Source organism: Vibrio crassostreae, assembly GCF_024347415.1.
Classification (GTDB): Bacteria; Pseudomonadota; Gammaproteobacteria; order Enterobacterales; family Vibrionaceae; genus Vibrio; species Vibrio crassostreae.
On record NZ_AP025476.1, the window covers coordinates 2,276,094 to 2,289,687 of the forward strand.

The 13,594-nt window shown below is 43.8% G+C and carries 11 protein-coding genes and 1 tRNA gene; 2 read left to right on the forward strand and 10 right to left on the reverse strand.

Translation table 11 applies throughout. From position 1 onward, the window contains the following. Positions 1-434 precede the first annotated feature (434 nt). Complete coding sequence (locus tag OC193_RS10140; RefSeq protein WP_048659638.1) at positions 435-1,214, forward strand: ABC transporter substrate-binding protein; 780 nt, start codon at positions 435-437, stop codon at positions 1,212-1,214. Between the two features lie 117 nt (positions 1,215-1,331). On the opposite strand, the gene OC193_RS10145 is transcribed toward OC193_RS10140, so the two are convergent. The 6 genes from OC193_RS10145 to OC193_RS10170 all read right to left on the reverse strand — a co-directional run bounded on the left by OC193_RS10145 (position 1,332) and on the right by OC193_RS10170 (position 8,915). Then, a complete protein-coding gene (locus OC193_RS10145) occupies positions 1,332-2,585 on the reverse strand; it encodes a D-amino acid dehydrogenase (RefSeq protein ID WP_048664693.1) in 1,254 nt (417 codons plus the stop codon). Between the two features lie 225 nt (positions 2,586-2,810). Continuing rightward, positions 2,811-3,737 carry a LysR family transcriptional regulator gene (locus OC193_RS10150; protein WP_048659640.1) on the reverse strand — a complete coding sequence of 309 codons (927 nt, stop codon included), beginning with the start codon at positions 3,735-3,737 and terminating at the stop codon, positions 2,811-2,813. A 252-nt stretch (positions 3,738-3,989) separates the two neighbouring features. Next, entirely contained in the window at positions 3,990-5,204 is a 1,215-nt protein-coding gene (gene gltS, locus OC193_RS10155) for a sodium/glutamate symporter (RefSeq protein ID WP_048659641.1), read from the reverse strand. A 255-nt stretch (positions 5,205-5,459) separates the two neighbouring features. Beyond that, positions 5,460-5,550, reverse strand: a tRNA-Ser gene (locus OC193_RS10160). 180 nt (positions 5,551-5,730) lie between these two features. Next, positions 5,731-6,180 carry an L-alanine exporter AlaE gene (locus OC193_RS10165; protein WP_048616306.1) on the reverse strand — a complete coding sequence of 150 codons (450 nt, stop codon included), beginning with the start codon at positions 6,178-6,180 and terminating at the stop codon, positions 5,731-5,733. A gap of 248 nt (positions 6,181-6,428) precedes the next feature. After that, entirely contained in the window at positions 6,429-8,915 is a 2,487-nt protein-coding gene (locus OC193_RS10170; protein WP_443735441.1) for a hybrid sensor histidine kinase/response regulator, read from the reverse strand. A 138-nt stretch (positions 8,916-9,053) separates the two neighbouring features. On the opposite strand from OC193_RS10170, the gene OC193_RS10175 reads away from it, so the two are divergent. Next, positions 9,054-9,623, forward strand: coding sequence for a UPF0149 family protein (locus OC193_RS10175; protein WP_048659643.1), 570 nt, complete (start codon positions 9,054-9,056; stop codon positions 9,621-9,623). A gap of 76 nt (positions 9,624-9,699) precedes the next feature. Here OC193_RS10175 and OC193_RS10180 read toward each other — a convergent pair whose 3' ends face one another. From OC193_RS10180 to pal, 4 genes are all read right to left on the reverse strand, one after another. After that, positions 9,700-10,731, reverse strand: a complete 1,032-nt coding sequence (locus tag OC193_RS10180; protein ID WP_048664692.1) for a potassium channel protein — start codon at positions 10,729-10,731, stop codon at positions 9,700-9,702. A 174-nt stretch (positions 10,732-10,905) separates the two neighbouring features. Beyond that, complete coding sequence (nadA, locus tag OC193_RS10185; protein WP_048664691.1) at positions 10,906-11,967, reverse strand: quinolinate synthase NadA; 1,062 nt, start codon at positions 11,965-11,967, stop codon at positions 10,906-10,908. 209 nt (positions 11,968-12,176) lie between these two features. Then, positions 12,177-12,965, reverse strand: a complete 789-nt coding sequence (gene ybgF, locus OC193_RS10190; protein WP_048659646.1) for a tol-pal system protein YbgF — start codon at positions 12,963-12,965, stop codon at positions 12,177-12,179. Between the two features lie 33 nt (positions 12,966-12,998). Continuing rightward, positions 12,999-13,541 carry a peptidoglycan-associated lipoprotein Pal gene (gene pal, locus OC193_RS10195; RefSeq protein WP_048659647.1) on the reverse strand — a complete coding sequence of 181 codons (543 nt, stop codon included), beginning with the start codon at positions 13,539-13,541 and terminating at the stop codon, positions 12,999-13,001. Positions 13,542-13,594: the final 53 nt, after the last annotated feature.

Genomic DNA, 13,594 nt, shown 5'->3' on the forward strand with positions numbered 1-13,594 from the left:
TGTTTTCGTATTCACTATCGGCAACTCGCATCAAGAAACCGCTTTCTTTAGGTGGATAATAAGCCGATAGAATGATTCTTCAACTTACATTTCGGTGAAACGAACCATAGATCACAAATTTAGAATAGATTGAGAATAGAAATACACAACAGTGCCATTCGTCACATTAATTGTTCGCTAACACGAAAAACAATTTAAAAACAATAAGTTAAAATTCACCAATAGTGCCCCCATGGTCTTTCCTAATCGTCGAACCTCTAACCCATCAATGAACTTATGTGCTTTCTTTAAAATAGCCTTTCCGTCGCGATTCTCAACATACATAGACTGTATCTATGTATGATTCTCTCAAAAATAAAAGAAAGCGCTTTCTTGACCGCTAAACCTATGTCAGCATACCAGTCATAAAATGTAAGTTCCCCCTTAGGACAACTATGTTTAACTTTTGGAATGGCAATAAATCAGGTAAAAGACAGCACTATGAGTTGGAGCTAATTCATAGCTTGTTGAATTGGGATCCGAACGAACCTATTGTCGTTCACAGCGATAATACAGACTTTCCAAGAGCTGAGGATGAAGGAAATATATTCCGCAAGAATTATGATGTACTCGTCACGGTGGCGGGAAACCGTAAATTTGCTGATAAGCCTGCAATTAAACTCAACTCTCCAATTTGTAAAGGCTTATTAGGACACCGTATCCTGATAATTAGGGAACAAGAACAACCCACATTCCATAATATCAACAGCAATAAACTGAAATCACTTATCGCTGGAATTCCTGCGACATGGGCTGATGCTGAGCTGTTTAGAGCAAATGGATATCGAGTACTAGAGCAAGGAACGTTACCAGAGATTCTGAAACTTCTCTCAGATAAAAAATGTGATTATGTGTCACTCGGAGCCAATGAAGTTGAAAGCATATACCAAGAACATACCTATTCCCTGAATGGGTTAGTCATAGAAAAAAGTATTATGCTTTATTACCCTCTTCCTCTGGTCTTCTATGTCCACCCAGACAAGGCTCAACTGGCTCAATTACTTGAGGACAAACTGCAAGACTACAAACTCAGTGGTGATTTCGAGCTATTGTTTAACCAACATTTCGGGGACGTAGTGAGATCCATTGGATTAGAACATCGCAAAGCTATTAACCTCGTAAATAAGGAGCTACCGCCAGAGCTAAGGTCATTTAAGTCTCAATTCATCTCGTGATTATAAATAGAGGAGACTTAAAACCATGCACCTAGATTTGCAACATTAGGTGCATCCGCTTTATGCTCCTAATGTCGATATCATCAAACCATAGGCAAGATAACTAACGGATTGCTTTTACATATAGCGGTGGATACTCAAGTCATCAGTTTTTATATCACTAGCAGAGCCACTGACCACGCTTGCCAAGATCTTTCCTGAGCCACATGCCATTGTCCAACCTAGAGTTCCATGGCCTGTATTGGTAAATAGATTCTTGATAGGCGTCGCGCCGATTATAGGCGTACCATCCGGAGTCATCGGTCTTAACCCTGTCCAGTATTCTGCCTTAGAGAAATCCCCCGCCTGTGGGAAAAGATCTTTTATCACCATATCAATCGTGGCTTTACGTTTTTCAGGAATAAGATAATTGAAGCCAGCAAGCTCTGCCGTCCCTGCAATACGAATTCGGTCATCGAAACGGGTCATCGCTACCTTGTAGGTTTCATCCATTACTGTAGAGGTCGGCGACTTATCTGCACTCACGATCGGAAGTGTCAGGGAGTAGCCCTTCACGGGATATACAGGAATCGATAAGTCCACTTGCTTGAGCAGTTCACGAGAGTAGCTTCCCGAAGCCACCACGTAAGCGTCCGCTTTGAATTCACCTTGAGTTGTCGCAATGCTTTTTATGGTTTGGTTCTGATGATTCAAACTCACCACCTCAGTATCAAACACGAACCTAACACCAAGTTGCTTGGCCTTCTCAGTCAGCGCTAAACAGAACTGATGGCAATCACCGGTTTCATCATGAGGTAAGTATAAGCCGCCCACCAACTTGTCTTTCACGTCAGCTAATCCCGGTTCCACCGACAGACACTGATCAACACCAAACAGCGAGTGCTCGATGCCGCTTTCTGTTAATAGCTTCATATCCTGCTGAATCGCGTCTAGTTGCTTCTCGCTTCGGAATACTTGCAAGGTGCCTTTCTGCCTACCCTCATAAGCCAAATCTTCACTGGTTCTTAGATGAGTGAGACACTCTCGACTGAAGTTTGCCACTCTTAACATGCGTGACTTATTCACGGCGTACTTGGCTTCATTACAGTTGGCCAACATCTTAGTCGCCCAAGAAACTAATTCAGGGGAAAGTGACGGCTTCACTTTTAAGGGAGCGTGCTCTTGGGTAAGCCATTTCATTGCTTTCAACGGAATCCCAGGCGCCGCCCATGGTGAAGAATAGCCGTAAGAAATCTGCCCTGCATTCGCGAAGCTGGTTTCCTTACCACTACTATCTTGACGATCAATAACCGTCACCGAGTGGCCCTCTTTCGCCAGATACCAAGCACTGGTCAAGCCAATAACACCGCTGCCAATAACAATTACTTCCATTCTCTTCCCCTAATGTCCGACAAAGCCAAAATCTGTCGAACACAGCTGTCAGTCTAAAACTCGTTTCGTTAATGATTTGTAACTTATTCTGCACATGTTGACTTAACAATAGATACGGTGTTGATAAAATATCAATTCCAGTCAAAAACTAATTCGGCAGTTTGAAACTGTGATATTGGCGGTATTTGGGAGCTTGGGAGGCGTCGCTAAATAAATCGATTAAGCCTAGATATTGTAAGCGTCATGACTCAAGAAAGTAGCATTTTCAAGTAAGAAATCTAACAAGGTTTCGGCCTGTAGCGTGAGCGCACGCCCCTTCAAAGATTGAACCTTAACCGTCGCCTTCGATAGCATCTCCAACTCGGTCGCAACTACTTCAATTTGTCCTGATTTGATCTCATCAAGCACCGTGAGTTTGGGCATAAAGGTCACGCCTAGGCCTGCCGAAACGAAGTTAGTTAGCGCGGTAACCGAGTTAGTTTGAAGCTTAGGTTGCAAAGTGAGATGAGAGTTTTGTTCAGCCTGCTTTACTAACCTCCCCATACCTGTCGAGTTGTCGATCAAAGCAACAGAGGCCTCTCTAACATCTTGCAGTGTCACAGGCGCTTCTTTCATCGTAAGGAAGTGCCCCTTCGGAGCAATCAATTCGAGCGGATGGCTACGTTCAACATGGGAGTGCAGTTTAGGATGAGGTGCAGACGCATAGGTGATCGCGAAATCTATCTGTTGATCTTCTAACATTTTCACGGCATCCAATGCACCTGCAATTTCAATCGATAAATTGATATCAGGGTATCGAGCCATGAAGGTTTGCATCGGTTTAGAAACCAAGTTAGTGATAAAACCTTCCCCAATCGCAATGCTAACGTTACCGCCCTTGAGGTTTTTCAACTTAGTTAGACGAGCCAGTACCGCCGTTTCACTACGAACTATGGAACGGTAGTAATTCAACAGTTCATTACCTGCTTCGGTTAACAGTGATTGGCGGTTGTTGCGCTCCCATACTTTCATTTCCGCTTGCGCTTCTAACTGTGTCAGCATTCTGCTCATCGCGGCAGGGTCAACATTCATCATCTTAGATGCCTTACGTAACGACCCATATTTCGATAAAGCATTAAGGTATTCCAGCGCGCGGATATTAAAGTGGTGCATTCAACTTCCTTGTGATTCAACTGACACTTGATCAAGCGTCTCACAAATTTGCTGCGAACATATATCCCAATTTATCAAGATCGTAATTGCTCTTACTAACTTGTGCACCGAGTCACTTCAAGGCACTACATCAAAGGCTGATACACGTGTTTTAGCTTGCTGTCGATAAAACAAAGGCGACAACTTTCGTCATCGCCTTTGTGGTCATGAATCAGATGCTAGTCTCAAGCAGTTAACAATCCGTCACTTCACTTACAGACCAACAAAGAAACTGATCACTAGCGCGTTGATCAAATCAACAAAGAATCCACACACTAATGGCACCACAATGAATGCTTGTGGGCTTGCGCCATAGCGATGAGTTACCGCTGTCATGTTAACAATCGCAGTTGCTGTCGAGCCTAGAGTGATACCACCGAAACCAGAACATATCACCACGGAGTCGTAGTTTCTTCCCATCAAGTAATAAACAACGAAGATAGTAAACAGTAGTGAAAGTAGAATCTGGATACTCATGACCACAGAGATGTAGCCAAACAGCCCGTCAAGATCCCAGATTCGTAGTCCCATCAAAGCCATGGTTAAGAACATGCCTAAGCAGATGTCAGAGATCATCGCTAAACCTTTGCGACCTTGAGCAATTTTCTCTTGTGTACGGCGCTTCCTGAACAGAGCCCTACCAACGTTTCCGATTAAGATACCCGCAATCAAACAGCTAACGAATAACGGCAGTTTCAGACCCATTGATTCGATAACTTCACTCAAGCTATAACCCAGCATCAGCGTCAAGTTTAGAATCAACCATGCCCATAGAACGCCGTAGTGGCTTAGCTCTGTTTTTGTTTCACTCTCTTGGAATGCACCAACGGTGACCTCTTCTTCATTAGAAGGACTTACTTTGTGTTTATTGAGTAGGTAGTTAGCAATTGGACCACCAATCACACACGCCGCTATCAAACCAACTGTGTTGGAAGCCACACCAAGTTCTAGCGCGTTAGCAATACCAAACTCTTCCACGAACATCGGCGCCCACGCCAACGTAGTACCAACGCCGCCAATCAGACTGATAGAACCTGACAACAAACCCGCTTTCGCATCCATACCAAAACCCGACGCGACAGCCATGCCAACTAAGTTTTGAAGGACAATAAAAGCCGAAGCCAGACAGAGCAGGATGAACAACGGTCGCCCACCTTTTACCAGCGTCTTAATATCCGCTTGAAGCCCAATACCAGCAAAAAAGTAAAGTAGCAAAAAATCTCTGACATCAAGGCTAAAGGTGATCTGGATTTCAAATAGATAGTAAAGCGCCGCTACGGTAGCGGCACAAACAAAGCCACCAATAACTGGCTCTGGCAGAGAGTACTTCCTTAATACTTCAGAGCGCTCGATTAAACCTTTACCAATAAACAGTAATGAGATCGCAATAGTAAAGGAGAGCATTGGAGAAACGAGGGTTTCTGTCATGATGCTATAGATTCCTAAGAGTTAAGATTATTCAAAATGTTGCTTACTCTTAATCTTGTAGATCCAGACCAAGAAATCAAGCGTTTATCGGTGACATCAATCGCTAATCTGGATCAATGTGTTTCAACATAAACAGAGAAAAGGCCATCACGAAAAGGATTTGAAAAGGCGACGTCATGGAAGGAGGCAGATTATGTGAATATAGGGAGCTCTAAAACGAGAAAACCCCAGCATTTCTGCTAGGGTTTTGAATAGTGGTGGAAGGATGGGGATTTGAACCCCAGATACGCTATAAACGTATACTCGCTTTCCAGGCGAGCGCCTTAAGCCACTCAGCCATCCTTCCACAAATTGTGTGTTGAGCATGTCACTCAACGAGGCGCTACTTTATTGATTCTGCTTGCTTTGGTCAAGGGGCATTCTCAAAAAAAGTGCCTTTTTCGGTTTGTTCGATTACAAATTAACTCATTAGATCAAAAACAAACCAAATTTCATTCTTTCGCTGCACTTACGCTTGTTGCTTTTCTTAAGCTTGTTGATAGTAGCCTGGAACTCTAAACCATTTTCGGCACATATCTAGGAAGTAGCCGTAAAGTACGCCCATACCGCACGAGATAACGGCATTACTGGTGACAGCCGTAACGATCTGGTCGCCTGAAGCACCCACTGCCAACAAAATACCCGCATACACAGGAGACTGAAATAACACGTATGCCATCAAGTCAGACAAGTTTTTCATCAATGAGCTTTGTGAAAGTTTTGCACCATTGCGCAAGAACCAATCACGAAAAACGCCATAAGGCCAAGCGATAGCAATGTTTACAGGAATAGATAATGTTCGAGAAGCAAGAGATTGCTCAAACGTCATACCAGAAATAAACACTTCTACGATCATGCCAGAAATAAAACAGAAAACGACCATAGCAAATGTATCCGCAGCTGCGTTTCGAATACAAAATGGACCACGAGACTTCATTGACAACAAACCTAAAATATATCACTGCTTAATTAGTGATTTAGTAACATATAAACAAGGCACATCTGCACCCTACCAGACAATGTCACTATTAAATCACAAGATTAGCAGTCATACATTCCAAATTGAAAATCAAGTTGTAAATTAACAACCAAAAACCACTTTAAAAGCAGTCACTTTCACCAAAAAATCCAACTAAGGTCAAATATTGGACAATTCGTCATTTACTTACCGTAATTAAACAACATTTAAGCCATCGGTAGATTTACAGTAATGATATTAATGACATCTTGTGTTGGTGGTGCTCCTAAAACAACCTGCTCTAACGCTTTATCGACTTGTTCAGTAAGTTCCGCGTTGTTCATAGGTTCAACGTGGACACGTAGACTCTCTAGTGCAAATTGAATCAGTTCTAGGTTGTTGTCTTCTAACGCCACATACAGCGTCACTAACAGCTCTTCAGTGTTATCTTTATTTCGAAGATCAGGTTTAGGCAGTGACTCGCTTTTACTTTTCGAATCGTGTTGTTTTACGTCTTGGCTTTCGAGATCATCCGCTTTTACTTCATGGTATTGGTAAAGCTTATTTGAATAGCGGAATAAAGCATCATCCAGTTCACGCTCATCAATCGGCTTAGCGATAATATAATCCACACCCGCTCCCAGCATACGCTCACGAGTCTCTTTAAAGACATCAGCCGTACAACCAAACACCAATACCGATGACACATCACCTATCAACGCACGAATCGCAGTGGTTGATTCAACACCATCCATCACAGGCATATGGTTATCCATGAGTATCAAATCAAAGCGCTCAGCAACCACGGCTTGTATCGCTAACTCACCATTCTCGACGCTCTTACAAATGAATCCTTTGCTGCTCATGAAGGTTTCAATGATCACTGTATTGGTTCGGTTATCCTCGACGATCAGTACCTTTAAGCCTGAGTAGTCTAGCTTCTTGTGTGGCAAGCTCTCGATTTCGCCAGGCTGGCAAGGTTGAATCTTCAAGCGAACATCAAAGCTCGTGCCTATCCCTTCTTCACTGGTGACGGTAATACTGCCATCCATCAGTTGGGCAATTTTCTTCACAATCGCTAAGCCAAGACCCGTACCGCCAAAACGCCTTGTAGTGGAAGACTCCGCTTGTTCAAACGGTTTAAAAATACGCTTTTGAGCTTCTTTAGAGATGCCAATTCCGGTGTCACGAACTCGAATACTAAGGTAGGTGTCACTTCCCTCTACGACTTCTTTCAAGTACACCTCAACAAAGCCTCTGGAGGTGAACTTCACCGCGTTGTTCAACAAGTTAAACAAAATTTGGCGCAGGCGAGCTTTATCTGAGAAATACCAACGACCAGAAGGCACCTCGGAGTACACTTTGAATTGAAGCCCTTTCTCGGAAGACAATGTGTAGTAAACACTGTTAATACTGCCGATGATCGAATCAAGCGGGAAACGCGTTTCATCAAGATCCAACCTACCCTGCTCGATCTTCGAGAAGTCTAAGATCTCGTTGAGTAGGGTCATCATATGATCGCCGGACTCATACAGGCTCTTAAGATGCTTCTCTTGTTCGGAGTTTAGAGGCGTTTTTAATAGGATCTGAGCGGTACCCAACACACCATTCATAGGGGTGCGAATTTCATGTGATAGGGTTGCAAGGAAAGCGGTTTTTGCATTGGTAGATGCCTGAGCTTTAACCTTTTCCGCTTCGAGATAAATAGTCTTTTCGTTAAAGGTTTTAATTAAATGGCCGATTTCGTCATCACTCGAGTAATCCACATCAATGATTTCGCCGGCTTTCGAGCTATCAACCTGTGCAGCAATCCTTGTGATTGGACTAATCAAATAACGATTCAATAAGTAATATCCCGCCATCACACAAAGTAGCAATAGCGGAACAATACCGCCTTCAATGCTCATCACCTGGCGAAATACTTCGTCTGCTACACGTGTTTTTGAGTTCACCACATCCACTTGCCAGCCGAAATCACCAAATTGGTTGCTACTGATATAGATGCCTTCAACAAGATTGAAGTTATAAGAAACCAACACTTGGTTGAGTTTATCTCTCAGGGTGATACCAAGATTGTACTCTTCGGCGTGGTTTTTAATGAAACCCAACAACTCTTCGAGCGAGAGATCCACCGTCGCAATACCAGCAAAGGTGCCATCATAGTAATAAGGTGACGAAGCCGTAATCATTCGAACGTGAGTATAGGGATCAATATAGACATCGCTCCAAGAGATGGTTCCCTGTGGCTTGTCTACAACCGAGGTATACCAATACTCTTCGTGATAAGGGGCGTTTTTAGGATTGTTGTAAGAGAACAGTTGATCAATCGTGCCATCGTCAGCTTTGTTGAAAAAATAACTGTTTAAGAGCTTGTCGGAATCCAACGCATACGGTTCTGGCCAAATACCAGCGCTAACAATTGTGTCATCGCTCGCGGCTAACATCGACTTGAATAGCGGGATGACATCTTCACCTTTGCGATGTGCTTGAGCAAAACCAACTAAACTATCAACAAAACCTTGAGAGCTACTGAGTGGCTCTGTAATCAATGCGGATAACAGTTGCGTACGTAAGTCGAGGTTTTGTTGTAATTTGGCGCGCACAGGGGATTCTACGACGTAATACGTCACACTACCGACAATGGCAATAAACATAGCAAGGTACAGCCCAAGCGCTACCATGCTTTTTTTCTTTAAAGACGACCGTATCTGCATAATTCTTTTATTGTTTTCTTTTCTGTTAAACCTAGTGTTTATCATCCATGACATCAAGCCTTTTTAGATTGAAGCTTGATTGGCACAAGTTCATTGGTACTATAAGCGCAAATATGTTCCCTTTTACGGTACCTCACTTTGACTTTACAAGATATTCTTGCGCTTCCAGAGTTGGAAGGAAAGCTAATCACAGAACACAAAACCATCGGATTTGTCACTGCAATGGCAGCGGCACCCAATGTGTTAACCCCGCATGAGTGGCTACCGTTCTTATGGGGTGGCGAAGAAGTCGCGCCTTTTACGGATGGTGAACAGCTAGAAAGCTACATTGAAGTTATCATCGAGCTTTGGAATAAAACTCGCCCAGAACTGATTGAAGGTACTTGGGTTTGGCCTGAAGCTTGTCAATTAGACGACGAAGAAGTGGTTAACACTGCCGCTCGTGATTTTTGTGAAGGCTTGCTTCAAGGCTGGCAGATTGCTCGTGATGATTGGGAAACGCTAATGCCTGAAGAGAGCGAAGACAACGCGCTTGTTGGCGGCGTCCTACTTTCATTGAGCATGCTTTACGATCCAGAAACTTCAATTGCTACGCTTGCAGAGCAAGGCATCGAAGGTCTAGAGCAGTTCGAAGAGATCTTTAACGCTGTTCCGGTCATGCTTTGCGGTCTAACTCAGCGTGGTATTGCACTGGCTGAAGCTCAATAACAGTTAGTTTTATACATACCCAAAAGGCCTCGCTATGAGGCCTTTTTAGTTTTTAGACGAAATGAAAATAGAAGCTTTAGAAGCCTTTCCAATCGAAATCATCAATGCGCTCATCAGCAATATAGAACAGCTTAGTACCACTGCTGACAACTTGGTCTAGTTCTGGGTTCAGTTCAATACCACTTCCCGTATCAATCGCGATCAGCGTTGCTTGATACTTCTCTTTAAACACAGAGAAAATAGGCGCAACGGTGACAGGCTCGGCGTCTTCAGGGAAATACGTTGAATACTGTGTCATGCCTCTTGTTGAGCTCAATAACTCTTGATGAAGCGCACTTGATCCTGGGTCTACCGCAGCCTTTGCTAGCATCTCTGCACCCACCGCTGGAATACATTCAGAGTTAGGGCAATGCTTGTGCAATAAATCGCTTAGCGCTTCGTCTTTAAAGTAAACAAGAAGGTGTGCCTTAGGGTTTCGGTTGGCACAGTAAAGCGCCGCAGATAGCGTAATGTCGTCTTCTGGGTTATCAATCAAGATGCAACTTGCAGACTCAATGCCCGTTTTCTCCATCTCTTTACCATCGGTATAGCTGTTTACTTTAACGAAATTGATTTCACCGGGTAACGGGTTCTCGATATCTGAACGCGTACATAATACGATTGGTCGCTTACCTGTTTCTTCGTGTTGCAGCATGCGGATGAGATGAATGGTTCTTTGCTCATTCCACCCCAACATCAAAATGTGGTTGTCCACTCTAACTCTCCTTTTTCCTAGCAAGCCCGCTCGCCAATATTCAACACCTTCTGTCGCCACTTTACCCAGTAACGCGGCGAAAAGGCTCAACCCTCCAGGAATCACAAATAGAATAACGATCCACTGCCCCGCTACCGTGGTCGGTGATAAATCACCATAACCAACTGTAGAAGCCGTTACCACCAAGTAGTAAGCGAATACGGTAACCGAACTGGTTAAATCTGTTTCACCCGCCAAATACAGCATCGACCACGATAGAACTATGTAGCCAAGAAAAGTGAACAGTAAGTTTTTGCCATTCAAAACAAAGATGTTTGCTTTGATCCAGCGTTTGAGTTGTAACCAGATTATCATTCGAGCCTCTGCCTCATTTCTCTTACCTACATGCTAGAAAAAATACGCGATATCAACAAGATGTATCATCAGAAAAAGATACATGATCACAATATTGATATTGGCGGCCTATACTCAGGTACAAAAAAACCAGCACTATTGGCTGGTTTTTTGTTGATTAGATAAAAGAACGGCTTACGCGTTACCTTTTACCTGCACATTTAACTGCTCTGCAAAATCTAGCATGCGGTTCAATGGGACAAGAGACTTTACACGTAGCTCGTCAGAAACGAAGATCTCGTGTTGCTCACCACCATTCTCAAGCGCATTTTCAATCGCTTCAAGGCCGTTCATTGCCATCCAAGGGCAGTGTGCACAGCTACGACAAGTTGCACCAGCACCTGCCGTTGGCGCTTCAATCAGTTCTTTTTCAGGAACCAATTGCTGCATCTTGAAGAAGATACCTTTGTCAGTAGCAACAATCATCTGTGGATGAGGAAGCTCTTTTGCTTTCTTGATCAGTTGGCTTGTTGAACCTACAGCATCCGCCAGTTCAACGACACTTGCTGGTGATTCTGGGTGAACCAAAATAGCCGCTTCTGGGTATACCGATTTCATTTTCTTCAAAGCATCAGCTGAGAACTCATCATGAACGATACACTCACCTTGCCAAAGCAACATGTCAGCGCCGGTTTGATTTGCGATGTAAGAACCTAGGTGACGGTCTGGGCCCCAAATAATGGGTTTGCCTTCAGCATCTAGGCTTTCAACGATCTCTAAAGCGATACTCGACGTAACCACCCAGTCTGCACGAGCTTTAACAGCCGCAGAGGTGTTCGCGTATACAACCACGGTGTGGTCAGGGTGAGCATCACAAAATTCTGTAAATTTGTCAGCCGGACAACCAAGATCAAGTGAACATTCAGCTTCAAGTGTTGGCATTAGAATGCGTTTTTCAGGAGTAAGAATCTTTGCAGACTCACCCATGAAACGAACACCAGCAATGATCAAAGTGCTTGCTGAGTGACGGTTACCGAACTTAGCCATTTCTAATGAATCGCCAACGAAACCACCAGTTTCTTCTGCCAGAGCCTGAATTTCAGGATCTGTGTAGTAGTGTGCAATTAGAACTGCATCTTTTTCTTGAAGTAGTTTTTTGATGTTTGCGATGTGGGCCTGTTTCTGAGCGTCGCTCAATGGAACTGGCTTAGGCGGAAACGGGTAAACTGTATCGATTTTATCTAGTATATGACTCATTGCTCTTGCTCTACGCAACTTCTTCCGAGAATCCGAGTATTCTACACAGGACAGCGATTGGGATCAAAAAGGATTGGTTGCAAGCAGTGGCTAGCTAATGCTTAAAACGCATAAACAAGGCGACGTGTTGGCATCACAAAGAAGATAAGTAAACACTAAACGGAAGTAGTCAGGTATAAAAAAGAGGCGCCTAAGCACCTCTATTTTGTTTACAAGTGGGTTTTAGCCACTTTAGCCGAAGCACTGTTTGGGTACTCGGTTACGACTTGTTGGTAATATTTCTTAGCTTGCGTCGCGTTGTTGTTGCGCGCAGCTATGTCACCAAGCTTAACCAGTGCATCTGCTCGCTTGTTGGAGTCTTTGTAAGACACAACAGCTGCGAAGCTCTTCACCGCTTCTTTATCTTGCTTCTTAGCGAAATAAAGCTGACCTAACCAGTAATGTGAGTTAGGTGTGAAGGTTGAATCTGGGAAGTCTTTTTGAAACTTTTGGAATGCGGCAATCGCACCCGTGTAGTCTCGTTGCTTTAGAATCATATCTACAGCATTTTGATAAGCGGTTTGCTCATCGACATCAGTACTGAACGTACCAGAAGCATCTTTAGAGCCTTCGCTCGCTGCCACTGCTACCGTTGCGGTTCCTGCTGCTTTCACCTCGCCTCTAACGCGATCCAGTTCAATGAACAGTTCACGTTGGCGCTCTAGCATTTGCTTCATATCGTAGCTGTTTCGTTCCAACTCACCACGAAGTTCACTGATTTCCAGTGCCATGTCGTCGATTTGCTGTTGCATTTGAAGCTGAACAAGGTTGCGATTTTGAAGCAGGCGCTCTAAACGCTCAATATCTGATTCGTTAGATGCAGACGCTGCTCGAGAGGAAGATGATGAATTGGTTGCGGTGCTATTGAGATCGGATACTGGAGCTGGTGCAGCGAACGCGATGTTCGCTGCACTTGCCAGTAACGAAAGCAAAATGACTCGCTTTGTGTTACTGAACATGAGGCAATTCCTCAATTATATAGTCTACTAAAATTAGTAAACTAGTACTGCGCGACGGTTTTTAGCGTACACATCTTCAGATTGACCTAGAAGAAGTGGCTTCTCTTCACCGTAGCTTACGATAGAGATTTGGTCAGCTTGAACACCTAGAGCTTGTAGGTATTTCGCTACAGCTTGTGCACGACGCTCGCCAAGTGCGATGTTGTACTCAGGAGTACCGCGCTCATCAGCGTGACCTTCGATAGTAACGTTCATGTCAACGTTCTTAACTAGGTATGCTGCGTGAGCTGCTAGCATTTCTTCGTAATCGCCAGCGATAGTAGAGTTATCGAATGCGAAGTAGATTGTTTGAGTTTCACGTAGCGCTTGCTCTTTAAGCTCTTGCTCAGACAGTTGACCGTTAGCGTCAATTGGCGTTACAACAGTTGTGTCTACGTTGCTTTCTGAACCTGAAGTTGTTTGGTTGCTTTCTGTACCAGATGTTGCAGATGTTGCTTCATCAGTTGAGCTACATGCCGTTACTGCCATCACTGGTAGTGCAATCATCAAGCCTTTAAGAACTTTGTTAAGTTGCATCTTTTTTTCCTTACGTTATCAAACTTAGTTTCTACAGCGACTAAGTGCTATAG

Coding starts and splice junctions, on each gene's coding strand:
- ybgF (WP_048659646.1), bottom strand. CDS start 12,965: ATGTTCAGTAACACAAAGCGAGTCATTTTGCTTTCGTTACTGGCAAGT.
- OC193_RS10180 (WP_048664692.1), bottom strand. CDS start 10,731: ATGATAATCTGGTTACAACTCAAACGCTGGATCAAAGCAAACATCTTT.
- nadA (WP_048664691.1), bottom strand. CDS start 11,967: ATGAGTCATATACTAGATAAAATCGATACAGTTTACCCGTTTCCGCCT.
- gltS (WP_048659641.1), bottom strand. CDS start 5,204: ATGACAGAAACCCTCGTTTCTCCAATGCTCTCCTTTACTATTGCGATC.
- pal (WP_048659647.1), bottom strand. CDS start 13,541: ATGCAACTTAACAAAGTTCTTAAAGGCTTGATGATTGCACTACCAGTG.
- OC193_RS10165 (WP_048616306.1), bottom strand. CDS start 6,180: ATGAAGTCTCGTGGTCCATTTTGTATTCGAAACGCAGCTGCGGATACA.
- OC193_RS10150 (WP_048659640.1), bottom strand. CDS start 3,737: ATGCACCACTTTAATATCCGCGCGCTGGAATACCTTAATGCTTTATCG.
- OC193_RS10140 (WP_048659638.1), top strand. CDS start 435: ATGTTTAACTTTTGGAATGGCAATAAATCAGGTAAAAGACAGCACTAT.
- OC193_RS10145 (WP_048664693.1), bottom strand. CDS start 2,585: ATGGAAGTAATTGTTATTGGCAGCGGTGTTATTGGCTTGACCAGTGCT.
- OC193_RS10170 (WP_443735441.1), bottom strand. CDS start 8,915: ATGCAGATACGGTCGTCTTTAAAGAAAAAAAGCATGGTAGCGCTTGGG.